Below are 25199 nucleotides of genomic sequence, written 5' to 3'. Positions count from 1 at the left end.
GGCTCGAACCACGCGTTTGCGTGGTTCGAGCCGCTTCTCGTTGTGCGGGAGCACGTCGTGCCGCAACGCGACCGGACCCGGCGCCGGCACCGGGCGCCGGAGCCGGCACCGGGCGGCGGCCGCCGCGCCGACTCCGCGAGCGACCGAGCGCACCCGGCGCTCAGCCCCCGAGCGCCTCCGTCAGCAGCGCCACCATCGCGTCGAGCTGGATGTCGCCCGAATCGGCGATCTCCTCGTCCGACCCGTCGAGCGCGCGGGCGGCCAGGGACGCCTTCGAGTCGATGAGCTCGGCGATCTTGGTGTCGATCGTCTGCGCCGCGATGATCCGCCACGCGGTGACGGGCTCTTCCTGTCCGATGCGGTGCACGCGGTCGATCGCCTGCGTCTGCTCCGCCGAGGTCCACGACAGCTCGGCGAGCACGACGTTCGACGACACCTGCAGGTTCAGGCCGACGCCGGCGGCGGTGAGCGAGCACACGATGACGGCGACGTCGGGGTCGTTCACGAACGCGTCGATCTCGGCCGTGCGCTGTGCGGGCGTCTGGTCACCGCGGACGGTGGCGGTCTTCAGGTGCCGACGGGCGAAGACCTCCTCGGCCTGGTCCATCACGTCGAGGTGCTTCGCGAAGAAGACCACCTTGCCGACGTTCGAGGCGAGCTGCGCCGCGTAGTCCGCCGCCAGCTGCGCCTTGGCACGACCGATCCGCCGCACCATCGAGAACACGTTCTCGCCGGTCGACGAGGCGTCCTGGTCCTCGAGCTCCCACCGCGCGACCTGGCGGACGAGCTTGTGGTCGATGCCGACGACCGGGTCCTGCCCGGTGCGGGCATCGAGCGCCTGGTGGTACCGACGGACCAGCTTCGCGGTGAGCTCGCGCTCGGCGTCGCGGATGGAGCGGCCCTCGTCGCCGTCGAGCTCGACCGGGATGTCGGCGATCCGTCGCGCGGGGATGTCGGCGGCGACGTCGACCTTGCGGCGGCGGACGATGCCCTGGTCGATGACGGCCTTGCGGGCCTCGACGAAGAAGCCGGGGTCGGCCGGGGTGAGCCCGATGTCCTCGAGCTCGTTCATGAGCGTCGCGCGGGGCTTCTTGTCGTCGATCCAGCCGAGGAACTCCCAGATGGTGCGGAAGTCCTCGACCGAGTTGATCAGCGGGGTACCGGTCAGCGCCAGGAACAGCGGCGACGACACCCGCGCACGGATCTGCTCGGCGAGCTGCAGCACGAACCGGGAGCGCTGCGACTCCTTGTTCTTGATGAAGTGGGCCTCGTCGACGACCATGCCCTTGAAGCCGAAGGCCCCGAGCCAGCCGGCGTGCCGGTCGAGGATCTCGTAGTTCACGATGACGATGTCGGCGAAGCCGTCCAGGTCGTCCCCGTCGCCGTGGATGACGGTGGCGGTGCGGTTCGGCACCCAGCGCTCGGCCTCGCGCGCCCAGTTGGTCTTCACGACGTTGGGCACGACCACCAGCAGCGGGAAGGCGTTCGCGGCGTCGGCGGCGAGCAGCGACTGCGCGGTCTTGCCGAGGCCGGGCTCGTCCGCGAGCAGGAACGTGCGGTGTCCCTGCGCCGCGGCGGCGACGAGCTCCGCCTGGTGCTTCATCAGCGTGGTGCCGGACCGCGAGTGCAGCGAGGTCGGCTCCGGCAACGGCATCGACGCCGCGCCACCGCCGGCGCCGTACTCGAACGACTTGAACAGCGGACCGAACAGCTCCCAGTTCGCCAGGCGACGCGGGTGGGCGACGGGCTGGTCGGCGAGGGCGAAGTCGGGCGCGAGGAAGGGGTTGGCCAGCTGGCGCTGCACGACCGCCTGCGGCACGACCGAGCGCACCGGGGCGTCGACCACCGGGGACGGCTCGGCCGCGATGACGAGGTCCTCGGGCTGCAGTTCCATGCCGCCGGCGATCATCATGTCGCGCTTGACCGTGCGGGTCGCCTCGCTCACCGAGGCCTCCTCGGTCAGCAGCTGGATCACGCTGGTGTCCCGCGCGGCGGTCTTCGCCAGGATCGTGGCGACACCGTCGAGACGCTTGAGCTGCTCGGCGCGCTGCGCGTCGGTGAGCTCCGGGTCGGCCTTGACCCGTGCGCGCTCCTCGCGCATCAGCAGCGCGACCGCCTGGAACTTCGACCGGTTGGACGCCTTCAGCGGTCCGCGCTGCGCCGCCGCCTCCACCTCGCGCACCGCGCGGGCGAGCACCGGGATGACGCCGTCGTTGTCCAGCGGGCGGGTACGGCGCGACGCGGTCCGCGTCCCGCCGGCTGCTCGCCGGGTGCCTGATCGAGCCAACGCTCCTCCTGTTCCGCCCGTTCTCCACGGGCGAGCCGCCGTCGTGGCGGGAAGTCCTCGACCGGCGTCTGGCACGACCCCGGTCCGCGGGCCACCCTGGCCCGCTCGTGCGCCGGTCCCGCCGTGGGACGTCCGGTGGACTCCCGCGGTCCGTGCAGCCGGCACCCCTCGAGTGCTCGACACGACGATCCGCGCCGGGACCCGGCGCCGTCGCACGCACGTGGTGCCCGTCGGACGCCCACGGATCCGGTCCCCACGTCGGTCAAGTGACCGACTGCCACGTCCGGAAACGACGCGGCACGCGACGACACGGTGCGTGCTGGACTCAGTTTACTCCCGCACCCCCGACGGAGGCGACTCGACGGGACCCGCGCGCGTCGCGCCTCCCGTCCGACCGCGCGGTGGAGGGGACGCCACGACGGCCGGGAGGCACTGCCCACCACCACCGCGCGGCCGGCGACCGTCCGACGGCCGGGTCAGACCTGCGGTGCCGACCGCGGACGGAGGGTGCCGGCCGACGGCACCGCCGGCGCCGCCTCGGCGAGCGCCGCACGCGTCGCCGCAAGCAGCTGTTGCGCCGTCCGGATGCCGTTCTCGGACCCTGTCGTCGCCTGCCCACCGGCGTGCGCGAGGAGCTGCGCGCCGATCGCCGGACCGATGCGGTCGGCCTCGGCCGGGTTCCGGGCGACCCAGTCGCGGGCGACCGCGTCGGCGAGCCGCTCCGCCGCTGCCCCGCGCTCGGCGTCCCCACGGGACCGGTGCCACAGGCCGGTGACGACCAGGTGCGCGACGACCGCACCCACGTCGCGGACCGGGAACCCCCAGCCCGCCGTGTCGATGTCGAGCAGGCCGGAGATGCGCCACGGCTCGTCCTCGTCGACGAAGACCTGCTCGAGGTGCAGGTCGCCGTGCACCACCTGCTTGGGGGCGGCCCCCCAACCGATGGACCGCCGCCCGATGCCGTCGTAGAGCTCGTCGATCTCGGCCGCGTCCTGCGGCAGGGCGGCGACGAGCGTGCGCCGGTGCCAGTCGGCGTGGTCCATCGCGTCCGCGCGGGCCTGCTGCGTCATCGGCACCGTCGCGATCCGGCCGGTCAGGGCGGCGAGGGAGGCGACGAACCGCGGGTCGTCGGCGATCTCCGTGATGCGGCTGCCCGCGGGCACCCCGCGGATGCGCTCGAGCACGAGCAGGCCGTCACCCCGGCTCGACAGCACCCGCGGGACCGGCAGCCCGGCGGCGACGAACTGCTCGTGGGTCTCGACGATCGGCGCGACGCGGTGCGGGCGGACGATCTTCAGGAACAGCACGCGCTCCGGGGCGTCGACGCGCACGACCGCGCGCTTCCCCGGGCGGTAGGCGGCGACCGACAGCGTCGGGTCGGTGACCGGCAGGCCGAGGCCGGCGAGGAGCTCGGCGACGGCGTCGCGGTACGTCACCTGCGGCAGCACCGGGAGGCCCGGGTCGTTCGGGTAGGCCCAGACCGAGACCGGCTCGCCCGTGGCGGGGTCGGTGACGACGGCGCTGTTCTGGTCGTGGGCGCCACCCGTGTCGACGTAGGTCAGGACGGTGGCGCGCTGACCGGCCCGGTCGACGGTGTCGACCTCGTAGCCGTACAGGTAGCCGTTGCCCGACGGCTCGACCGAGTGGGCGCGCGCGGCGACCACGGAGGTCCCGGAGCCGGCGAAGGCCTGCGGGATGATGCGCTCGTGGTTGGGCCACACAGGACCAGTCAACCGTGCCGCGGCGGTTTCGTCGCCATCGTGCACGGCTCGGCGTGCGGCTGGTGGCTACCGTGGTCGTCGTGAACCCGGTCGCGCGCCTCCGCAGTTCCAGCCGCACACCGTTCCTGCAGGTCGTGAAGACCGCGGTCGCGGTGGTCGCGGCGGTCCTGCTCTGCCGTGCGCTCATCGACGGGCCGTTCCCGACCTTCGCCGCGATCGCCGCGCTGCTCGTCGTGCAGCCGAGCATCAACCAGTCGTTCGTGAAGGGCCTCGAGCGCAGCGCCGGCGTGGTGCTCGGCGTCGTGCTGGCGACCGCCTTCCACCTGGTCTTCGGTGACGGCGTCTGGGTCGTGCTCGTCGTCATCGTGCTGGCGATCCTGCTGAGCTGGGCACTCCGTCTGACCCCGACGTCGGCGACCCAGGTGGGCATCAGCGGCATGCTCGTGCTCACCGCGGGGGTCGTCACGCCGAACTACTCGGCCGACCGGGTCCTCGAGACCGTCGTCGGCGCCGTCGTCGCACTCGCGGTGAACGCCGTGATCGTGCCGCCCGTGCTCCTCGAACCGGCGCACCTCGCGGTCGCCCGACTGGCCCGGGACACCGCCGCCGCGTTCGAGCGGATCGCGATCGGCCTCACCGAGGGCTGGGACGCCGAGCGGTGGGACGAGGCCCTGCGCCAGGCGCGAGCCCTCCGGCAGCAGCACGCCCGCGCCGAGGCCTCGCTCACCGCGGCGGGCGAGTCGCTGACGATGAACCCCCGTGGTGGCCGGCACCGCACGATCCTGCAGCGGGACACGACGGTCGCGGAGCACCTCCGCGTCCTGGTCACCCGGGTCACCGGGATGACCCGGGCGATCCGCGACAACACGGCGCCGGACCTCCGGTCGGACCCGGTGGTGGGGAGCATCGCGACCGAGGTCGCGCGGATCGGGGCGGACGTCCGAGCACTGAGCGCACGGGTCGAGGCGACGCGGCTGCACCACGCGGAGCGCGACGGCTTCACGGGCACCGCCGCCGACGACACGACGGCCGCGGAGCCCGCGCTGACGGCGCCGCTGGAGGTCGTCCGGCCGAACTCGCGGCACTGGGTGCTCATCGGCGCCCTGCTCGAGGACATCCGACGGGTGCGGGAGGAGCTGCTCGGCGAGGACGACTGAGGCCCGCGCGGCGCGCGGCGTCAGGCCGTGGCGCGGTGTGCGGCGTGACCGGACGCCGCCGGGTGTGCGGCGTCCGCGGCGGGAGCGAGCGTGGACGATCCCCCGCCCACTGCTGCCGGCTCGGACGCGGCGGCCGGTTCGACGGCAGTCGACTCGACGGCAGTCCGTTCGACCTCGGTCGGCTCCACCGCGGCCGCTGCCTCGACGGCCGTGAGGACGAGTCGGTCCCACAGCGCCGTCCCCGACTCGTGCTCGTCGGAGCGGACCCCCTCGAAGCCCTGGATGGTCGCGACCGCGCGATCGGCGCCGGCCTCGTACGCCGCACGGCTCGCGACGTCCGGCACCGCGCTCAGCAGCTCCGCGACGACCCGCTCGCGGCGGGCGTCCTCCAGCTCGCCGAGCACGTCGATGCCGTGCCGTGCCGCCTCGAGCTCCGCGTGCAACCGGACGATGGCCGGGTGGACGCTGTCGTCCGGACGGTACGGACGGTTCTCCTGATCCTGCATGGTGCCCCCTCGGGACACTGCGTCGGGTACGCCGTGTCCGCTGCGGAGCCTAGCAACGCGCTGCTCGCGAGGCCGATACCCCCCTCTGCGGGACGGACCGTTCTGCCCTCGTCCGGGTGGCGTGGCGGGGTCACTGTGACGAGATTCAGCCTCTTCCCACCCGGAACCGCCCACGGACCGCCGTTCCCTGCCACGATGGGGGCCGAGGAGGTCGATCATGCGCCTGTTGGTGGTCGAGGACGACGACGAGATGCGCGCGCTCATGGAGCGTGGGCTCGCGGCAGAGGGGTACCGCGTCACGGCGGTCGAGAACGGTGTCGAGGCGCTCATCGCCCTCGGCGAGCAGGCCTTCGACCTCGCGGTCGTCGACGTCATGATGCCGGGCATGTCCGGCTTCGAGCTCGCCCGCCGGATCCGCGAGCGGGAGGACCCCGTGCGCATCCTGCTCGTCACCGCACGTGACGCCGTCGACGACCGGGTCTTCGGACTCGACGCGGGTGCGGACGACTACCTCACGAAGCCCTTCGCGTTCGCCGAGCTGACCGCCCGCCTCCGCGCGCTCGGTCGCCGCGAGTCGGCTGCCGGGCAGCGGGTCATCGAGGTCGGCGACGTCGCCATCGACTCCGAGGCCCGACGGGTGTCGATCAAGGGGCAGCGCGTCGCCGTCAGCCCGACCGAGTTCGCCCTGCTCCGGCTGCTCGCCCGGTCGGTCGGGACCGTCGTCGACCGCCCGAAGATCCTCGAGGAGGTCTGGGACGGCTCGCAGCACGTGGACCCGAACGTCGTCGAGCAGTACATCTCGTACCTCCGCAAGAAGCTGACCTCGCACGAGGCGACGGTCGCCATCGCGACGGTCCGGGGCCGCGGCTACCGGCTCGACCTGCTCGGGGCGTGACCGGGTCGGCACCCACGACCGGGACGGTCCGCGGCGGACGCGGCCTGCCCCGGCCGCTCCGGGTGCTCTCGCTCCGCGCCCGCATCACGATCGGCTCGACGGCGATCGCGGCGGTCGTGATCCTGCTGCTCGTGCTCGTCATGCGCTTCCAGGTCGTCAGCGTCGTCGCCAGCGCCACCCGCACCCTGCTCGACGCCGACGTCGACCCGTACGTGGCGACGCTCGAGGTCGACAGCGACCCGGACCTGTCCGCACCGGGCAACGCCCAGCTCGTCGCCGTCGTGGCACCCTCGGGCCAGATCCGGCTGTCGACCATGCCGCCCCGGGTCGAGCGGGCGCTCGGCAGCCTGACGTCGACCGAGTCGGGCACGTCGCTCATCACCGTCTCCGGGTCCGAGTACCGCGTCGTCATCGAGCACCCGGTCAACGCCGCCGGACGCTGGACCGTCGTCGCCGCACGCAACTCGCAGGCCGAGGCGATCGTGGTCGACGACCTCACCACCACGCTGTCGCTCACCGGCCTCGCGATCCTCATCGCCTTCGGCATCGCGTCGTGGGCGCTCGCCACCGCGGCGCTCCGCCCGGTGAACCGGATGCGCCGCGAGGCCGAACGGCTCTCCGTCGCCCCCGAGCGCGCCGAGCTGCCGGTCGGTCCGGCGCAGGACGAACTGGCCTCGCTCGCCACCACGCTGAACGCCTTCCTCGCACGCACCCGCCAGGTGACCGAACGCGAGCGTCAGATGGTCTCCGACGCCAGCCACGAGCTGCGCACGCCCCTCGCGATCCTCACCACCCAGCTCGACCTGGCGTCGCTCGACGGCGACGACGCTGCGGCGCTCGCGGCGCACATCGACCGCGCCAAGCGGAGCGTCGCCCGGCTCTCGCGGCTCGCGAACGACCTGCTCACGCTGTCGCGCATCGAGGACGCGGAGGAACGCGAGCAGGACGGCGCGCAGCCGACCACCGCCTGGAGCGACCTGGGCGACGAGGTCATGGCCGCCGTCGACCGGGTGCGCCTCATCGCCTCGGCGAAGGACATCACGGTGGACTTCGACCTCGAACGGACCCCGGACCCGGTCGGAGCGGCGGAACCACGCTTCCGCCTCGACACCGGTGGCATGGCGCAGCTCGTCACCAACACGGCGAGCAACGCGGTCGCCGCACTCCCCCGTGGTGGTGGCGTCTTCGTGTCGTGGCGGGTCGAGGGCGACGAGGGTGTCCTGCAGGTGACCGACGACGGACCCGGTGTCCCGGAGTCGTTCATCCCCGTCGCGTTCGACCGGTTCACCCGGCCGGACGAGGCCCGGACGTCGCGCCGCGACCCGGACCCGGCGACGGGCGGGGTGCCGGTGCCGGGCGGCTCGGGCCTCGGGCTCGCGATCGTGCGCGCGATCGCGGAACGGTCGGGAGGCACGGCTGCCCTCCGCAACGTCCGGTCCGGTGGCCTCGAGGTCACCGTGCGCATCCCCGTGGTGCGCGAGCAGACCGGGTCCTGACCGGTCACTGGAAGTCCCGCGACCGGGTCCGCACCGCCAGCGGCAGGTGCTCGATCCGGTCCGCCACCAGGTTCACCACGCCGTCCGGCGACCGCTCGAGGATCCCCCGCACCACCACGGCCGGCGACTCCCGTGCCACCCGCCGGTACCGTCCCCACACGCCGACGCTGCAGATGACGTTCACCAGCCCGGTCTCGTCCTCGACGTTCAGGAACGTGATGCCCGACGCCGTCGCCGGGCGTTGCCGGTGCGTCACGATGCCGCCCACCTCGACCCGTCGTCCGGTCTCCGCCGTCGCGGTGTCCTGCACGCTGAGCACCCCGCGGGCCCGCAGTCGCGGGCGGACGTGGTGGACCGGGTGGTCGTCGGTCGACATGCCCGTCGACCACATGTCCGCGATCAGGACGTCCCCGCTCGTCATCTGCCCGAACAGCGGCGGCTGCACGGTGACCTGGGTGTCGGGCAGCTGGTCGGGTCGTTCCGCAGCCGCCTGCGCCGCCGACCACATGCCGCTGCGCCGGTCGATCCCGAGCCCGGCGAAGGCGTCCGCTGCGGCCAGGGCCTCGAGCTGCGCGGTCGTCAGCCGGACACGACGGGCCAGGTCGGACATGTCCGTGAAGGGCCCGTGCGCCGCCCGCTCCGCGACGATCGCCTCGGCGCTCCGCCGGCCGAGCGAGGCGACCTCGGCCAGGCCCAGGCGGACGGCGAAGGCCCCGTCGCGTCGGTGCTCCGCGGTGTCGTCGGGCAGCGAGCCGTCGAACGGCAGCACGGGCGGCTGCTCCCCGGCCAGGCAGGCGTCGGCCCCGGTCGCACCGCTCTCGGCGTCGGGCAGGGGCTCCAGCGTCGCGTCGACCGCCGAGCGCAGGATGTCCGGCCGCAGCACCCGCACCCCGTGCCGCCGGGCGTCGGCGACCAGGGTCTGCGGTGAGTAGAACCCCATCGGCTGTGCCCGGAGCAACGCCGCCAGGAACGCCCCCGGGTAGTGCAGCCGCATCCAGGCGCTGGCGTAGACGATGAGCGCGAAGCTGATCGAGTGGCTCTCCGCGAACCCGAAGTTCGCGAACGCCTGGATCTTGGCGTAGATCGTGTCGGCGTCCTCGCCGTGGATGTCGTTCGCCGCCATCCCCGCGTAGAGCTTCTCGCGCAGCCGCTCGATCTTCTCGAGGCCACGCTTCGAGCCCATCGCCCGGCGGAGCAGGTCGGCGTCGTCCCCGGAGCACCCGCCGACGGCGATGGCCATCTGCATGAGCTGCTCCTGGAAGAGCGGGACCCCGAGCGTCCGCTCGAGCACGGGTTCGAGCGACGGGTGGATGTACGTGATCGGTTCCTCGCCCGTCCGGCGCCGGATGTACGGGTGCACGGCACCGCCCTGGATCGGACCGGGACGCACGAGCGCGACCTCGATCACCAGGTCGTAGAACCGCCGGGGCAGCAGCCGCGGGAGGGTGCCCATCTGTGCGCGGGACTCCACCTGGAACACCCCGATCGTGTCCGCACGGCAGAGCTGGTCGTAGACGCCCTGCTCCTCCTTCGGGATCGAGTGCATGTCCCAGCGCTCCCCGCAGTGTTCGTCGGCCAGGTCGAACGAGTACTGCAGCGCCGCGAGCATCCCGAGCCCGAGCATGTCGAACTTCACGAGCCCCATGAAGGCGCAGTCGTCCTTGTCCCACTGCAGCACGGTCCGGCCGTCCATGCGGGCGTGCTCGATGGGCACGACCTCGCCGACGGGCCGGTCGGTGAGCACCATGCCCCCGGAGTGGATGCCGAGGTGCCGTGGGAACCCGAGCACCTGCTGGGCCATGTCGACCACGGTGTCCGGGATGTCGTGGTCCTGGCTCTCGGTGACCGACCCCCACCGTTCGACCTGCTTCGACCAGGCGTCCTGCTGCCCGGGGCTGTGCCCGAGCGCCTTCGCCATGTCCCGCACGGCGCCCTTCGGCCGGTAGGTGATGACGTTCGCGACCTGCGCCGCGTTGAACCGTCCGTACTTCTCGTAGACGTACTGGATCACCTCCTCGCGCCGGTCCGAGTCGAAGTCGACGTCGATGTCGGGCTCCTCGTCGCGCATCGCCGACAGGAACCGCTCGAACGGCAGTCCGTACCGGATGGAGTCGACCGCGGTGATCTCGAGCAGGTAGCAGACGGCCGAGTTCGCCGCCGAGCCGCGCCCCTGGCACAGGATGCCCCGCTGCCGGGCGTACTGCACCATGTCCCGCACGATCAGGAAGTACCCCGGGAAGTCCTTGTCCGCGATGACGGACAGCTCCCGCTCGATGCGTTCACGCTTCTGCGGGTCGACACCGTCGGCGCTGCCCGGGTAGAACCGACGGGCGCCCTGCCAGGTGAGCTCGCGCAGCCACGACATCGTCGTGTGCCCCTCGGGGACCTCGACGTCGGGCAGCCCGGGCTTGGCGGTCCGGAGCCGGAACCCGAGTTCGTCGGCCAGGTCGACGCTCGTCTCGACGGCGCCCGGCCAGCGCGCGAAGCGCGCGGCCATCTCGGCACCGGACCGCAGGTGGGCGGTCGGGGCCGCCGGCAACCAGCCGTCGATCTCGTCGAGGCTCCGCCGTGCCCGCACGGCCGCCAGCGCGGTCGCCACGGGGAAGCGGTCGGGGGTCGCGTAGTGCACGTTCCCGGTCGCCACGACGGGGAGTCCGTGCCGTGCCGCGAGCGTCGCGAGGACGTCGTTCCTGGCGGTGTCGAGCGGTTCCCCGTGGTCGGTCAGCTCGACGACCACCCCGGCCGTGCCGAACCGGTCGAGCAGCGCACGCAGGGCCTCGTCCGCCGCCGACTCGCCCCCGCGCTCGAGGGCCTGGCGGACGGTGCCCTTCCGGCAGCCCGTGAGGACCCGCCAGTGTCCGTCGGCCTGCGCCGCGAGCTCGTCGAGGTCGTACTGCGGCCGCCCCTTCTCGGCCCCGGCTGCCAGGTTCGCCCGCGTGACGGCCGCGGCGAGCCGGTGGTAGCCGTCCTGCCCGTCGGCGAGCAGCAGCAGGTGTGTGCCCTCCGGGTCGGGGACGCCGTTCTGCGGTTCGGTCAGCCCGAGGGACAGCTCGGTGCCGTACACGGTCGTCACGGTCGGGTACGCCTCGGCCACCTCGGCCATCCGGGCAGCGCCGTAGAACCCGTCGTGGTCCGTCAGCGCCAGGCCGTGCAGGTGCAGGCGTGCAGCTTCCTCGACCAGGTGCTCCGGACCGCTGGCGCCGTCGAGGAAGCTGAAGGTCGAGTGCGCGTGCAGCTCGGCGTACGGCACGACCGGGGCGTCGTCGTCGGCGGCGGGTGTCGGCGGGACGTACCGGGACCGCTTCCGCGACCAGGCCGGGCTGTCCCCGCCGTCGCCGGCGTGCGCACTGTCCGGCCGCTTGTCCGACAGGGCGCGTTCGAACTGCGACCACGGGATCGGTGGGTTGCTGTAGCCCATCAGGTCTCCTTCACGTCGCGACCGCCTCGGCCCACCACCGGTGGTCGGCGAGCACCAGGTACCAGGCCCGGCCGTCGTCGTCGACGACCTGCAGCCGGTGCAGTCGCCGCCCGCCGGCCTCCCACCAGCGCACGACGAGCGGCCACGGCCCCGCCCACGCGGTCACGGACGCGAACCGGCCGCCCCGCTCACCCTCGGCCCGGAACCGCTCCGGCACCGCGGTGAGTGCGCCGCGGTCGTCGACGTCGACGGTGTCACCCCCCGCAGCGACGACGTCCACCGGACGGGGTCGCTCGAGCACGGTCGCGGGTGGCGGCCCCGGGAGCCTGCCGGGCCACGGCCGGTCGCGGACGGTCGCCAACGCCCGCTCGCCGCCGACCGGGGCGTCGCCCCAGGGCACGAGCACGACGCGCTCGGCCAGCGTGCGGCCCCCGCCGATCCGCGGGGTGACCACGCCTTCGTGCCCGACGAGCCCCTGCACCCGGGCGAGGGCGTGGTGCACCCGCTCGTCGGGTCCGGTCCCCCAGAGCCCACGCTCGTGGTTCGACGCGTCGTCGACCGCGACCGGCTCGAGCACCACCTGGACCACGGGCGCCTCGAGCCCGGAGGGGTCTACACCGCCGGCGAGCTGCCAGCGCACGCGGTCGACGACGTCGGCGGCGTCGAACCAGCGCGGGTGCACCCAGGTCCGTTCGAGCAGGAGGTCGCGCTCGTCGACGATGCCCACCCGGATCGTGGTCGCGACGAGTCCGGCCGCGCGCAGCCGTGCGGCGAAGTCGTCGGCCGAACGGCGGAAGGCGAACGCCACCTGGTCGGCACGGTCGAGCGGTGGCTCGAAGGACGCCTCGACCCGGAGCTCCGGCGGGACCGCCCGCGCTGCGACCTCGCGCGGGTCGCGACCGCCCGCCAGCCGGTGCAGGAACGCCCCGGCGACACCGAACCGGTCGCGCACCTGCTCGTCGCCGAGCGCGGCGAAGTCGCCGAGCGTGGCGATGCCGAGCCGCCCGAGCACCATCGCCAGGTCAGGGTCGCCGAGCACGCCGAGCGGCAGGTCCGCCAGGAACAGGGCCGAACCGCCGACCGGCACGATGCGCACCCGCTCCCCCGGGCGCACGGGACGCGACCGCGCTGCCTGTTCCGCCGCGAACGGGGTGTCCGCCACCCCGGCACGCACACCGGGCGCACCGTGGTCGGCGGCGATCCCGGCCAGCGTCGCCGCGGCCGCCCGCTCGCCGCCGTAGTAGCGCGCAGGCCCCCGGGAGCGCAGGGCGATCGTCCCCGGTCGCAGGACCTCGACCCCGGGGACCGCTTCCTCGATCGCGCGGATGACGGGTTCGAACGCGCGGTGGTCGAGTGCGTCGTCGTAGGGCTCGACCACGAGTTCCGGGCAGCGCGCCTGGGCCTCGCGCACGCGGAGGCCCCGCACCACCCCCTGCTGCCGGGCACTGGCCGAGCTGGCGAACACCACCCCCTTCGCCACCAGGGCGAACGGGTGCTCGGGCGGCGACCCCGCGGCCCGGGCGGCGGCGATCACCGGCCAGTCCGGGCACCAGAGCACGATCGTGCGCGCAGGCGGTGGTTCCGGCAGGGCGCCGCCACGGGCCAGGGCATCGGCACGCACGGCCCCCGGCCCCGGCACCCCGGCGCCGGCGGTCCCCCTGGTCGTGCCGCGCGGCGAGGCGGCACGGGCCCGTCCCCGCGGGCTCACGACGCCACCGCGACCGGGCGGAGCACCCGCGACTCCCCTGCGCCGTCGACGGCCGCGCTGCCGACGCCGCCCGGAGCGCCCGTGTCCGTCCCACCGGCCCGGGTGACCAGGGGCGCGGCGGGTCGCACCGCACCGTCCGCCGCCGGGAGCAGCAGGTCGGCGCTGACGGGTCGACCTGCTCCCGCGCGGCCGGACGCCGTCACCGTGGCACGCCGCTCCGCCAGGTACCCGTGGCCGTCGCCGATGCCGGTCCACACCGAGCCGCTCACCCGCAGCGTGACGTCGGCGCCCGGCCAGGTGCCGAGGGCGACGAGCGCTCCACCGCGCTGCCGCAGCCGCGCGGACAGCCGCGAGACGTCGCCGGGCACGACCCGGCCGAGCGGTCGCGTCAGGACGATCTGCGCCACGTCGGCGAGGGCTGCGGTCACCGTGAGCCACTGGTCGCCCGGGTCGGGCACGAGCACGAGTCGTTCGAGGTCGATGCCCATCGCCGCCGCCGCCTCGACCCCGAAGGACGGCACACCGACCACGGCGCACCAGGCCCCCTCGGCCGAGGCCGCCTGCAGCATGGTCATCGCGAGCAGCACGGACTCCTGCACGGCGTAGGAGCCACCGACCCGGATCGCGCCACCGGGCAGCAGCGACCGCAGGGCGTCGGCGGTGGGGAGCCCCTGGACGTCGACGCGGGGTGCTTCCATCTCGGACACTCGGGAGCGCAGCGACGTGATGCGTTCGAGCGCCGCCCGGGCGTCCCCCAGGTGGTCGACGCGCTGGGTCGGTCGGGACGCCCCGGAGCGGCCCCCGGGGCGAGCGGGACCGTCGGGCCCGGTCGCCCCCTCGGGCCCGGGCGACAGGAGTGCCGCCGCCGTCTGCATGCCCTCATATTCGAACATGTGTTCGATGATGTCAACCGGGTCCGACATCCGGTGGACAACGACTTCGAACACCCGTTCGACATGCCCGACCGGTGCCGGGACGCGGTCCCGACCCGCGCCCGGGCACCCTGCTCACCAGCGGGCCGAGACCCCCAGTGCTCCGAACACCGACCGGGTCTTCGTCTCGACCTCGTCCGCCTCGTCCGACGCAACCGACGACCACGTCACCGCGCCTCCGGCCCCGAACGTCCGGACGCGTTCCGCTCCCCGGTCGTCCAGCACCGTCACCAGTGTGCGGATGGCCACCGACAGGTCGACCGCACCGTCTGCGGAGAAGTAGCCAACGACCCCCGAGTACACGCCCCGCGGTGCCCCCTCGAGCCGGTCCGCGATCGCCATCGCGCTGATCTTCGGCGCCCCGGTCATCGATCCCGGCGGGAACGCAGCGCGCACGAGCGCTGCACGGGACGCCCCGGCCGGCAGCACGGCGGACACCGTCGACACGAGCTGGTGCACGGTCGCGTAGGTCTCGACGTCGCAGAGCCGCTCGACGTGCACCGACCCGGGCACCGCCGAGCGGAGCAGGTCGTTCCGCAGCAGGTCGACGATCATGACGTTCTCGGCGCGGTCCTTCGGGCTCGCCGCGAGCGCCGCGCGCGCCGTGGCGTCACGTCGCGGGTCCGGGTCACGCGGCCGCGTGCCCTTGATCGGCTCGGCGACGACCGTGCCGTCGGCACCGACCCGCAGGAACCGCTCCGGCGAGCGGCTCGCGACCCGCAGCGTGCCGAGTCGCAGGTAGGCACCGAACGGGACGGGGTCCGCCCGCCGCAGTCGCAGGTACTCGACCAGGTGCGGGTCCGTGGCGGGCGCGGGCAGGGCCTCCCGTCCGGATGCACCGACCGCGAAGGCGGTCGTGAGGCACACCTGGAACGCGTTCCCCTCACGGATCTCGGCGCGGCACGCCTCGACCGCTGCCTCGTACGCGTCGCGGGACACGCGCCCGTCCGCACCGGCCTGGAGGCCCGTGGTGCCGTCCGTCGCGTCGACGGACGGCCGCCCCGTGTGCGGCCCCGCGAGCCACGCCCGGTTCGCCGCACTGGCCGTCGGTTCGTCGTCGGTCACCAGGGCGAGCGCCCAGGCACGACCGTCGGCGTGCACGACGAGCGCGCGGTCCACGAAGCGCAGGTCGGCGTCCGCGTGTGCCGCGGCGCGGTCGGGGCCGCCGGACTCGCGACCGAGCTCGTACCCGAGGAACCCGACCCAGCCGAGCGCGAACCCGCAGCCCGGCACGGGGGCCTCGAGCGCCGGGGTCCGGGTCAGCAGGTCGTCGAGCACGGTGAAGGCGGCACGCGCCTCGGTGCGGGACGGCCCGAACCACCGCTGCGCAGCGGACGGGACCTCGAGCACCGCGTGTCGGTCCTCGTGCCGGAACCGCGTCGCGAACGGCCCGTCCGTGTGGGCGAGGACCGACCACCGGGCGCGTCCACGAGCGGCCTCCGGCGCACCCTCGGGCAGCCCGGAGTCGAGCCAGACGACGTCGGAGCCGGTGGCAGCCGCCAGCGCACCGAGGTCCGGGGCGACGTCGAGGCGACGCGCGAGGACCCGCGCTCGGGTCAGACCGCGGCGATCGTCCACGAAGCGGCGTGCGCGGCACCGGGTGCGAGCACGACGAGCCCGGACTCCTCGCCAGCGTTGAAGGCGTCCGGCGCGCAGGTCATCGGTTCGACCGCGAGGCCGACGCGGTGGTACTCCGGCACGACGTGGTCAGCGGTGTGCACCTGCGCCCAGCCGCACTCCGGCCCGAAGGACACCCGGACCCCGTGGCCGTCCGCCGCGGTGAGCACGATCGTCGCCAGCCCGTCGCCGTTCCGGTCGAACCCGGTGAACGCGTGGTCGATGAAACGGTCGCCGATCGCGGTCGCGGTGCGCAGGTCGAACTCGTCGTGCACGGGGGCGGTGCCGGTCGGCACGAGACGGTCCTCGGTGACCTCGAGCACCTCGGCGGCGGGCAGGGTGAGGGTCCAGTCGTCGACGCGACCGGCGCCGGCGACGAGGTACGGGTGCGGCCCGGTCCCCCACGGTGCCGCGTCCCCACCGGTGTTCGTCCCGGTGACGGTCGTGTGCAGCCCGTCGGCGTCGACGCGGTACTCGACGAGCACCTCGACGCGGTAGGGGTACCCCTCCTGCGCGGGGACGGTCGTGGCGAGCACGGCACGGTCGGGCTCGTGGGCCACGATGCGGAAGTCGGTCCAGGCGACGAGGCCGTGCAGCGCGTGGTGCCGCTTCGGTTCGGTCAGGGCGAGCTCGTGGTCCTGTCCGCCGAAGGTGTACCGGCCGTCGACGACCCGGTTCGGCCACGGAGCCAGGACGGCGCCGCGGAAGGCCGGACGGACCTCGTCGGCGGCGAACGGGACGACCAGGTCGCGTCCGTCGGCGCGGAGTGTCCGGAGCGACGCCCCGACCGAGGCGATCTCGGCGGTGTACCCGCCGGCGGTGATCGTCAGGGCGGACCCGGACAGCGGGGATCCGGCCAGGTGAGGACCGGTCGGCTGGGAACCGGTCACGGGGGCGTCGTTGCTCATGCGCAACAGCGTACTGGGGTGCGGCGGCCCGGAACGACGAAGCCCCGCCGGGTGTCCGGCGGGGCTTCGTCGTGTTCTTCGGTGGATCTGAGGGGACTCGAACCCCTGACCCCCTGCATGCCATGCAGGTGCGCTACCAGCTGCGCCACAGACCCAGATCGTGTTGCTCCGTGCCCCCGTTCCCGGCGGCACCATGAAAGCGTACACCACGCGAACGCCGGGTGACGAAATCGTCTCCGCCACCCGGGCGCGTCGCGACTACGCCGTGTGGTCGACGGGCAGTTCGAGCGGGATCGTCGGGCAGTCCGACCAGAGGCGCTCGAGCGAGTAGTACTGACGGTCTTCCTCGTGGAAGACGTGCACGACGATGTCGCCGAAGTCGATGAGGACCCAGCGGCCCTCGGTCCGGCCCTCGCGTCGGAGCGGCTTGGCGCCGGCAGCGATCAGACGGTCCTCGACCTCGTCCGCGATGGCGAGCACGTTGCGCTCGTTCCGGCCGGTCGCGAGCAGGAACACGTCGGTGAGCTGCAGCGGCCCGGTCACGTCGAGGGCGACGAGGTCTTCGGCCTGCTTCGCGTCGGCCGCCTGGGCGGCGATCTGCACGAGTTCCAGTGCGCGTGAGGAGGCGGTCACGGAGTCCTTCCGGTCGTCGGCACCGCGCTCTGCGGGTCCGTGTGGTGGGTCCTGATCATAGGCCACCCCGCCGACAGCGGCCAGGCCGGTGGGCCGGGTCGGGCGACGGGGCGACGTTCGACGAGGGGTCGGCGGGCGATCAGCCGCCGAGGTGGGTGGTGAGCAGGGCGACGATGATGACCCCGGCGGCCGCCAGACCGACGGCGCCGACGGTGACGCCGAGGATGACCGGGGTCCGGGACTCCTTCGGCTTCGCGGCGGCGAGCACGACCTGACGGGTGGACGTGTGGCTCGACACCGCACGGCTCGCCCGGACGGGGCTCGCGTCCGTCTCCGGCTGCTCGTCGTGCTGCTCGAGCAGACGGTCGACCTCGGACCCGTCGATCGGTCGGTGTGACCCGGTGGAGGACAGCGACGCGGGCAGGTCGATCGAACCGGTCAGGATGACCTCACCCGTGGCGTTCAGGGCCCCGGTCGGGTCGGCCAGCGCCGAGTTCGGCAGCACGATCGAGTTGGTGTCCTGCACCGCGACGCGGCGCGTGCCCGTCACGTCGTGCACCTCGGCGTCACCGGCGTCCCGCGCCTGCTGGGTCCAGTGACCGGCCGGCGGTTCGAAGGCCGTCGTGACCGGCTTCGGCTCGGGGCTCCGACGGAACGCGGCGGGGACGCGGGGGGCGTCGCCGACGGCGTCGGCACCGTCGTCGGGACGGGAGTCCGTCGCCGGCGTCGGGCGCTGGATCGGGACCTCGTTCGTGTCGTCGTCGAGCGACAGCGGGAAGACGACGGGCGTCGAGGACGAGGCCATCGGCGCCGACGACGGCGACACTCGGGGAGCATCGTCGTCCGCGGCACCGTCCGAGCGCCGTGCGTCGTCGTCGGTCTGACGGTCGTCGGTGGCCTGGCCGTCGTCGGTGGCCCGGGCGTCGTCGGTGGTCGGGGCGTCGTCGGTCTCCGGCGGCGCCCAGGTCGTGCGGTGGCGTCGGGGTTCCTCGGCGTGCGCCGCGGCCTCGCTCAGGGGCTCGATCGCGTCCGGGGAGCCGTCGGCCTCGGTCGCCTGGGCCACCGCAGCGGCGTCGAGCATCTCGGTCTCGGCGGCAGGCTCCTGACCGGGTGCGTCCGTGGCGTCGCCGGTCCCGTCCGTCGCCTCGGAGGCGTCGACGACCGGGGTCGGGGCGAGCGGGACCTGGGCGGACCGGACCGGGTCCTGCGCCGAGGTCGGACGATCCGCGGACGCCGGGACCGGACGCGGCGGGGTCGACGACCCGCGGTCTGCCGAGGCCGGACGCGGTCGCTCGGTGTCCTGGTCGAGGTGACCGACCGACCCGATGACGTCCTGGACGGTGCGGTCGGAGGACTGCGGGGTCGGCGCGCGCAGCGGCACGGGCTGCACCGCCTGCCCCTCGGCCTCGCGCATCAGGCGGAGCTGACGACGGGTGAGGCCGCCGGTCCCCGGCACGATCTCCGTCGCCGAGGCCGGAGCCGGGGTGAGCGGGAACACCGCGCTGGCGGGCTGCGGGGCAGGAGCGGAGTCGCCGGAGGTGGGACGGGCTGCCGACTGCGCGGGGCCGCTCGGCGACGGCGCGACGTGCGAGCCCGGTCGACGACGGGCCTCGGGCTGGTCGGATGGTGCTGCGACGGTCGGCGGCGGGGTGACCGGCTGCCCGCCGGCTGCGGCGGCACGCTCCCGCTCGCGCGCCTCACGCCGCGAGAGAGGCGGCTGCGCGTCGGACGAACTCATGCAACGCTCCGATACAGGTGGTGCTTGGAGATGTACTGGACGACCCCGTCGGGGACCAAGTACCACACGGGGTGGCCGCGCCTGACCCGGTCGCGGCAATCCGTCGAGGATATCGCCAGTGCAGGGACTTCGAGCAAGCTCACGTCTCGTTCGGGGAGTCCGGTGATGCTCAGATCGTGGCCCGGACGGGTGACCGCGACGAAGTGCGCGAGGTCCCAGAGACCATCATGATCCTTCCAGTCGAGGATCTGCTGAACGGCGTCCGCGCCCGAGATGAAGACGAGCTGCGCATCCGGTCGCTGGTCACGCAGGTCGCGGAGCGTGTCGATCGTGTAGGTGGGCCCCGGACGGTCGATGTCGACCCGGCTGACCGTGAACATCGGGTTCGACGCCGTCGCGATGACCGTCATCAGGTACCGGTGTTCGGCGTCGGTGACGTCCGACTTCATGTACGGCTGACCGGTGGGGACGAAGACGACCTCGTCCAGGTCGAAGGCGCGCGCGACCTCGGACGCCGCCACGAGGTGCCCGTGGTGGATCGGGTCGAACGTGCCGCCCATCACGCCGATGCGTGGGCGCCCCGTGCTCTCGAGCATCGAGCGGCGTGTCAGAGCTTGGTGTGACCGAACTCGTCGACACCCGTCTCGTGGTGGCGGGTGGCCTCGAACTTGTGCGAGTGACGGTACGCGACGTCGCGGAAGCTCCAGGTGACGAACCCGAGGAACGTGAAGAACAGCGCGCCGCACATCGGGAAGACGAACGCGGGCACCCCGGAGGCGTGCTCAGCAGCTTCTGCGAGGAAGGTCATCGGTCCGGTGCTCCGTTCGATCGGGTGGGAAGTCGCGGCCCAGTCTAGCCGCGGATCTGTCCGTGCCCGCGCACGATCCACTTGGTGCTGGTGAGCTCGGGCAGTCCCATCGGGCCGCGCGCGTGCAGCTTCTGCGTCGAGATGCCCACCTCGGCGCCGAAACCGAACTCGCCGCCGTCGGTGAAGCGCGTCGACGCGTTCGCCATCACCACCGCGGAGTCGACCTCGGCCAGGAAGCGCTCGGCCGTGTCGACGTCGTCGGTCACGATCGACTCCGTGTGGTGCGTCGACCACCGCGCGATGTGCGCCATCGCCGCGTCGACGTCGGGTACGACCCGGATCGACAGGTCCAGGTCCATCGACTCCGTCGCCCAGTCCGCATCGGTCGCGCGGAGCACGCCGGGGACGATGGTCCGGGTGGCATCGTCGCCGCGCAGGGTCACGCCGGCGGCTCGGAGGCGGTCGGCCAGCACCGGCAGCAACCGCTCGGCAGCCGCCTCGTGCACGAGCAGCGTCTCGAGGGCGTTGCAGACACTCGGCCGCTGGACCTTGCTGTTCAGCACGATGTCGACCGAGCGCTCCAGCGGTGCCGACGCATCGAGGTAGACGTGCACCACGCCCGCACCGGTCTCGATCACGGGCACCTGCGACTCGGTCACGACGGTCTGGATGAGCGAGGCACTCCCCCGCGGCACCAGGACGTCCACGAGCCCGCGAGCACGCATCAGGTCGGTCGCCCCCTGGCGCCCGAACTCGTCGATCGTCTGCACGAGGTCCGCCGGCAGCCCCACCGAGGCCACCGCCCCGCGGATGCGCTCGACCAGCTCGGCGTTGGTGCGCTGCGCTGCGGATCCGCCACGGAGGACGACGGCGTTGCCGCTCTTCAGCGCGAGCGCGGCGATGTCGACGGTCACGTTCGGGCGCGCCTCGTAGATGGCCCCGACGACCCCGAACGGCACGCGGACCTGGGTGAGCTGGAGTCCGTTCGGCAACCGGGACCCGCGGACGAGGTCGCCGACCGGGTCCGGCAGTCCCACAACGTGCTCGACCGCCCCGGCGAGGGCGTCGATCCGTGCGGTGTCGAGGCGCAGGCGGTCGAGCAGACCGGAGGAGAGCCCGCCGTCCTCGCCCGCGACGAGGTCTCCGTGGTTCGCCGCGACGATGGCGTCCGTCCCGGCACGCAGGGCGACCGCGACGGCGCGCAGTGCCTGGTCCTTGACCGCCGTGGTCGCCGTCGCGAGCGCCGTCGAGGCGGCACGCGCCGCGACCAGCTTGTCGGTGAGGGTGGGGGCGGTGACGGTCGGCGACATGGTCCGATACTAGGTCGGCCGCCGGGCTCGTGACGCTGGTGGGGTCATGCCTGTGGAGACGGCCGGGAGGCGCGACTCCGGTGCAGGACTCGGCTCACGTCCGCGAGTGTCCGGCACCGCTCGCGATCCTGCCGCCGGGGCGGAGCGTGCCGCGGTGGGACGCCGCCGTCGGCGCGGGACGGTCCGGTGCCGCCGAGACGGACCCGCTTCCGGCGGCGTCTCACCCGCTCCGCGGCGTCTCGACCGAACGCCGACGTCTCGACCGCAGGCCGACGTCGCGGGCCGGCACCGTGCCTCCAGGCCGACCGAGTCCCGTCAGCGCCGCGGCGCCGCGTGGAACCAGGTGCCGACGTGCTCCCCGGCCAGTGCCCGGTCGACGAGCGCGGTCCCGGTGACGAGCACCGACGTCCCCGCCTCGGCCGCGAGCCGGGCCGCGGCGACCTTCGTGCCCGCTCCGCCGGTCCCGACGCCGGCCGCCCCGACCGACCCGAAGGTCACGCCGGCGAGCTCGTCGCCGAACGGGACCTCGTCGATGGGCTCGGCCCCCGGGTGCTCCGGCGGACGGGTGTAGAGCGACGCGACGTCGGACAGCAGCACGAGCGCGTCGGCCCCGAGGAGCCGCGCGACGAGGGCCGCGAGCCGGTCGTTGTCCCCGAAGCGGATCTCGTGGGTGGCGACCGTGTCGTTCTCGTTGACGATGGGGAGCACCCGCAGCGCGAGCAACCGGTCGACCGCCCGCTGCGCGTTCACCCGGTGCGTCGGGTTCTGCATGTCCCCCGCGGTGAGGAGCACCTGTGCCGCGACGATGCCGTGCCGGTCGAGCTCCTTCTGGTACCGGAACATGAGCACGTTCTGCCCGGTCGCGGCCGCTGCCTGCTGGGTCGCCAGGTCCTCGGGGCGTCCCTCGAGCCCGAGGAACGGGAACCCGGTGGCGATGGCACCGGAGGACACGAGCACGACCTCGGTGCCACGCGCATGTGCCGCGGCCAGGGCGTCCACGAGCGCGGCGATCTGCCCGGTGTTGTCACCGCTGACCGACGACGACCCCACCTTGACGACGAGCCGACGCGCACGCGGCACGTCCTGCCGCCGGCTGACGGGCCCGAGGTCGGTGCGTGCGCGCGCGTCGGTCATGCGTCGGTCAGTCCTGGTCGTCCCGGTCGTCGTCGGCCCACAGGCCGGACACGCGCTCCTGCTCGAGCTCGGCGCGCGCAGCCGCCTTGGCGTCCATGCGCTCGAAGTACTCCTCGCGGCGCTCGTTGCGCGTCGGGCGCGACGATCCGCCGACGCGGGCGTCCGTGCCGCGGGCGCTCGTGATGAGCTCGGCGGTCGACGTCAGCGTGGGCTCCCAGTCGAACACCATGCCGCCGTCCCCGCCGATGACGACGGTGGACCCGGCGACCGCTCCGGCCTTGAACAGGCCGTCCTCGACGCCGAGCTTCGCGAGCCGGTCGGCCAGGTAGCCGATCGCCTCCTCGTTCGTGAAGTCGGTCTGGGTGACCCAGCGCTCCGGCTTGTCGCCCCGGACGCGGTAGAAGCGGTGCTCCTCGCCGCCCTCGGCGCGCACGGTGAAGGGCTTCTCGTTGACGGCCTTCGGGCGGAGGACGATGCGCTCCTGCTCGGGCGCGGCGGGACGATCGGCACGCGCCTGCTCGACGACCTCGGCCAGGGCGAACGTCAGCTCGCGCAGACCCTTGCGGGACGCGGTCGAGATCGGGAACACGCGGTAGCCGCGCTCCTCGAGCTCGGCGGTGACGAAGTCGGCGAGCTCGGCTGCCTCGGGCACGTCGACCTTGTTGAGCGCGACGAGCTGCGGACGCTCGAGGAGCGGGGTCTGGCCCTCCGGCACCGGGTAGCGCTCCAGCTCGCCGAGGATGACGTCGAGGTCGGAGAGCGGGTCGCGGCCCGGGTCGAGCGTGGCGCAGTCGATGACGTGCAGGAGCGCCTCGCAGCGCTCGACGTGCCGGAGGAACTCGAGGCCGAGGCCCTTGCCCTCCGACGCGCCCTCGATCAGGCCCGGGACGTCGGCGACGGTGAAGCGGACCTCGCCCGACTCGACGACGCCGAGGTTCGGCGTCAGGGTCGTGAACGGGTAGTCGGCGATCTTCGGCTTCGCGGCGGAGATCGCGGCGATGAGCGAGGACTTGCCGGCGCTCGGGAACCCGACCAGGGCGACGTCGGCGATCGTCTTCAGCTCGAGGCTGACGTCGCCGGTCCACCCCGGGGTGCCGAGCAGCGCGAAGCCGGGGGCCTTGCGCTTCGTGGTCGCGAGCGCGGCGTTGCCGAGACCGCCCTGACCGCCGGGGGCCACGACGACGCGCATGCCGGGCTCGGTCATGTCGGCGAGGACCTCGCCGTCCTCGTCGTGCACCACGGTGCCGATCGGGACGGGGAGCTCGAGGGTCTCGCCGCTGACACCGCTGCGCATGTCGCCCATGCCCGGCTGGCCGTTCTTCGACGAGCGGTGCGGCGAGCGGTGGTAGCCGAGCAGGGTCGTCACCTGCGGATCGGCGACGAGGACGATGTCCCCGCCGTCACCGCCGTTGCCGCCGTCCGGGCCGGCGAGGGGCTTGAACTTCTCACGGCGGACCGACACGCAGCCGTTGCCGCCGTTCCCCGCGGTGAGGTGCAGGGTCACGCGGTCGACGAAGGTCGCCATGGGTCCACTCCTGGTTCTGACTCGAGCGCGCGGACGGTACCGCGGCGCTCGAGGTCGTGCACGAAAGAACGGGAGGGGCGGGCACGTGGCCCGCCCCTCCCGCAGAGTCTGTCGTCGCTGGTGTTACGCGTTGACGATGTTGACGACCTTGCGGCCGCCCTTGGTGCCGAACTCGACCGAACCGGCCGAGAGGGCGAACAGCGTGTCGTCGCCACCGCGGCCGACGTTGGCGCCCGGGTGGAAGTGGGTGCCGCGCTGGCGGAGGATGATCTCGCCGGCGTTGACGACCTCGCCACCGAAGCGCTTCACGCCGAGGCGCTGTGCGTTCGAGTCACGACCGTTGCGAGTGGAGCTCGCACCCTTCTTGTGTGCCATCTTCTACTCCCGCCTTACGCGATCGAGGTGATCTTGACACGGGTGAGCTCAGCGCGGAAGCCCTGGCGCTTCTTGTACCCGGTCTTGTTCTTGAACTTCTGGATGACGACCTTCGGGCCGCGGAGGTCCTCGAGCACCTGGGCGGTGACGGTCACGTTCGCGAGCTCGGAAGCCGCCGACGTGATCTTGTCACCGTCCACGAGGAGCACCGGGGCGAGGTCGATGTTGCCCTTGTCGTCGGCCTTGGCACGGTCGATCGTGAGGATCGTGCCGACCTCGACCTTCTCCTGACGGCCGCCGGCGCGCACTACTGCGTAAACCACGTGGAATTCCTTACGTACTCTGCTTGAGGGAAGTCTCGGGTGCCCACTTCTGCACGAGCGGCTCCCGGAGGCCGGGCCCGATCGGCGACGCAGGCAGAACGGCCCGCTGACACCAGGGATCGAGAATACTCGATCCCCCCGGGTCCGGTCAAACGGCGACACACGTACGATGACTCGCGTGACCGTGCTGATCGACCCGCCGACGTGGCCCGCCCACGACACCGTCTGGTCGCACCTCGTCAGTGATGCATCCTACGACGAACTCCACGCCTTCGCCGAACGGGCCGGGATCCCCCGCCGCGCGTTCGACCACGACCACTACGACGTACCGCGTTCCCGCTACCACGAACTGGTGGCTGCGGGCGCGACGGCGGTGACCGGGCGCGAGCTGGTGCTCCGGCTCATCGCGAGCGGCCTGCGGGTGGCGCAGCGCGACAAGCGCGGTCGGGACCGGCACGCGCACTGACCGTCCGCGCAGGCCGCGCGGACGGTCGGCGACGCGCTCCCTCCGTGGCGCGTCGCACGGGTCCGCGGCGCGACGGCCGGGAGGCGCGCCCCGCCGCAGCCACGCAGCGTCGCGCCCGGTGGCCCACCCGGCAGGACGCGGGGTCGCCGCGGTCCCGTCGGCCATGGCACGACGATCGATGCGACCCGCCGTAGCGTGCGGTCGGCGGCCAGCCGCCACAGCGGACGGCAGCAGCGGGAGGC

General features: G+C 73.5%; 21 protein-coding genes and 1 tRNA gene. 4 read left to right on the top strand and 18 right to left on the bottom strand.

Annotated elements, in window-relative coordinates; genetic code table 11:
• Nucleotides 1-160: 160 nt before the first annotated feature.
• Together PIJ49_RS15725 and PIJ49_RS15720 are read right to left on the bottom strand one after the other, a co-directional pair.
• Nucleotides 161-2287, bottom strand: a complete 2127-nt coding sequence (locus PIJ49_RS15725; RefSeq protein ID WP_066653205.1) for a DEAD/DEAH box helicase — start codon at nt 2285-2287, stop codon at nt 161-163.
• Between the two features lie 476 nt (nt 2288-2763).
• On the bottom strand, nt 2764-4008 hold the full coding sequence (locus PIJ49_RS15720) for a phosphotransferase enzyme family protein (RefSeq protein ID WP_209683419.1): 1245 nt from the start codon (nt 4006-4008) through the stop codon (nt 2764-2766).
• Between the two features lie 80 nt (nt 4009-4088).
• Here PIJ49_RS15720 and PIJ49_RS15715 point away from each other — a divergent pair, with 80 nt between their 5' ends.
• On the top strand, nt 4089-5165 hold the full coding sequence (locus tag PIJ49_RS15715) for an FUSC family protein (RefSeq protein WP_081985243.1): 1077 nt from the start codon (nt 4089-4091) through the stop codon (nt 5163-5165).
• A gap of 20 nt (nt 5166-5185) precedes the next feature.
• On the opposite strand, the gene PIJ49_RS15710 is transcribed toward PIJ49_RS15715, so the two are convergent.
• A complete protein-coding gene (locus tag PIJ49_RS15710; RefSeq protein WP_271827029.1) occupies nt 5186-5671 on the bottom strand; it encodes a hypothetical protein in 486 nt (161 codons plus the stop codon).
• 217 nt (nt 5672-5888) lie between these two features.
• Here PIJ49_RS15710 and PIJ49_RS15705 point away from each other — a divergent pair, with 217 nt between their 5' ends.
• Together PIJ49_RS15705 and PIJ49_RS15700 are read left to right on the top strand one after the other, a co-directional pair.
• Nucleotides 5889-6566 carry a response regulator transcription factor gene (locus PIJ49_RS15705; protein ID WP_066653196.1) on the top strand — a complete coding sequence of 226 codons (678 nt, stop codon included), beginning with the start codon at nt 5889-5891 and terminating at the stop codon, nt 6564-6566.
• Nucleotides 6563-8062: a sensor histidine kinase gene (locus tag PIJ49_RS15700; protein ID WP_271827028.1), complete on the top strand. Its 1500-nt coding sequence runs from the start codon at nt 6563-6565 to the stop codon at nt 8060-8062. Before PIJ49_RS15705 ends, PIJ49_RS15700 begins: the two co-directional genes overlap by 4 nt.
• A gap of 4 nt (nt 8063-8066) precedes the next feature.
• On the opposite strand, the gene PIJ49_RS15695 is transcribed toward PIJ49_RS15700, so the two are convergent.
• The 15 genes from PIJ49_RS15695 to rplU all read right to left on the bottom strand — a co-directional run bounded on the left by PIJ49_RS15695 (nt 8067) and on the right by rplU (nt 24491).
• Nucleotides 8067-11480: an error-prone DNA polymerase gene (locus PIJ49_RS15695; protein ID WP_066653192.1), complete on the bottom strand. Its 3414-nt coding sequence runs from the start codon at nt 11478-11480 to the stop codon at nt 8067-8069.
• A gap of 10 nt (nt 11481-11490) precedes the next feature.
• Complete coding sequence (locus tag PIJ49_RS15690) at nt 11491-13101, bottom strand: DNA polymerase Y family protein (protein WP_271827027.1); 1611 nt, start codon at nt 13099-13101, stop codon at nt 11491-11493.
• Between the two features lie 83 nt (nt 13102-13184).
• Nucleotides 13185-14081, bottom strand: a complete 897-nt coding sequence (gene imuA', locus PIJ49_RS15685; protein WP_271827026.1) for a DnaE2-dependent mutagenesis accessory factor ImuA' — start codon at nt 14079-14081, stop codon at nt 13185-13187.
• 114 nt (nt 14082-14195) lie between these two features.
• A complete protein-coding gene (locus tag PIJ49_RS15680) occupies nt 14196-15698 on the bottom strand; it encodes an anthranilate synthase component I family protein (protein WP_066653186.1) in 1503 nt (500 codons plus the stop codon).
• Entirely contained in the window at nt 15677-16645 is a 969-nt protein-coding gene (locus PIJ49_RS15675) for an aldose 1-epimerase family protein (protein ID WP_271827025.1), read from the bottom strand. Before PIJ49_RS15675 ends, PIJ49_RS15680 begins: the two co-directional genes overlap by 22 nt.
• An 82-nt stretch (nt 16646-16727) precedes the next feature.
• Nucleotides 16728-16800, bottom strand: a tRNA-Ala gene (locus PIJ49_RS15670).
• Nucleotides 16801-16903: 103 nt separating this feature from the next.
• Nucleotides 16904-17278 (bottom strand): ribosome silencing factor, encoded by a 375-nt coding sequence (rsfS, locus tag PIJ49_RS15665; protein ID WP_066653181.1) that lies wholly within the window; start codon nt 17276-17278, stop codon nt 16904-16906.
• 139 nt (nt 17279-17417) lie between these two features.
• On the bottom strand, nt 17418-19016 hold the full coding sequence (locus tag PIJ49_RS15660) for a hypothetical protein (RefSeq protein WP_209683423.1): 1599 nt from the start codon (nt 19014-19016) through the stop codon (nt 17418-17420).
• Nucleotides 19013-19612, bottom strand: coding sequence for a nicotinate-nucleotide adenylyltransferase (gene nadD, locus PIJ49_RS15655; RefSeq protein ID WP_081984738.1), 600 nt, complete (start codon nt 19610-19612; stop codon nt 19013-19015). The genes PIJ49_RS15660 and nadD overlap by 4 nt, the downstream gene beginning before the upstream one ends.
• An 11-nt stretch (nt 19613-19623) precedes the next feature.
• Nucleotides 19624-19824: a hypothetical protein gene (locus tag PIJ49_RS15650; RefSeq protein ID WP_058728434.1), complete on the bottom strand. Its 201-nt coding sequence runs from the start codon at nt 19822-19824 to the stop codon at nt 19624-19626.
• Nucleotides 19825-19868: 44 nt separating this feature from the next.
• Nucleotides 19869-21134: a glutamate-5-semialdehyde dehydrogenase gene (locus PIJ49_RS15645; RefSeq protein WP_066653179.1), complete on the bottom strand. Its 1266-nt coding sequence runs from the start codon at nt 21132-21134 to the stop codon at nt 19869-19871.
• Between the two features lie 315 nt (nt 21135-21449).
• On the bottom strand, nt 21450-22268 hold the full coding sequence (gene proB, locus PIJ49_RS15640; RefSeq protein ID WP_066653176.1) for a glutamate 5-kinase: 819 nt from the start codon (nt 22266-22268) through the stop codon (nt 21450-21452).
• Nucleotides 22269-22275: 7 nt separating this feature from the next.
• Complete coding sequence (gene obgE, locus PIJ49_RS15635; RefSeq protein WP_066653172.1) at nt 22276-23793, bottom strand: GTPase ObgE; 1518 nt, start codon at nt 23791-23793, stop codon at nt 22276-22278.
• A gap of 123 nt (nt 23794-23916) precedes the next feature.
• Nucleotides 23917-24168 carry a 50S ribosomal protein L27 gene (gene rpmA / locus PIJ49_RS15630; RefSeq protein WP_022905368.1) on the bottom strand — a complete coding sequence of 84 codons (252 nt, stop codon included), beginning with the start codon at nt 24166-24168 and terminating at the stop codon, nt 23917-23919.
• Nucleotides 24169-24182: 14 nt separating this feature from the next.
• Complete coding sequence (gene rplU / locus PIJ49_RS15625) at nt 24183-24491, bottom strand: 50S ribosomal protein L21 (protein WP_066653169.1); 309 nt, start codon at nt 24489-24491, stop codon at nt 24183-24185.
• Nucleotides 24492-24669: 178 nt separating this feature from the next.
• Here rplU and PIJ49_RS15620 point away from each other — a divergent pair, with 178 nt between their 5' ends.
• Nucleotides 24670-24957, top strand: coding sequence for a DUF4031 domain-containing protein (locus PIJ49_RS15620; RefSeq protein ID WP_251159805.1), 288 nt, complete (start codon nt 24670-24672; stop codon nt 24955-24957).
• Nucleotides 24958-25199 lie beyond the last annotated feature (242 nt).

The organism is Curtobacterium uvaldense, from assembly GCF_028307415.1.
Taxonomy (GTDB): Bacteria; Actinomycetota; Actinomycetes; order Actinomycetales; family Microbacteriaceae; genus Curtobacterium.
The sequence above is the reverse complement of the archived record's forward strand: the minus strand, read 5'-3'. Positions and strand labels throughout refer to the sequence as shown.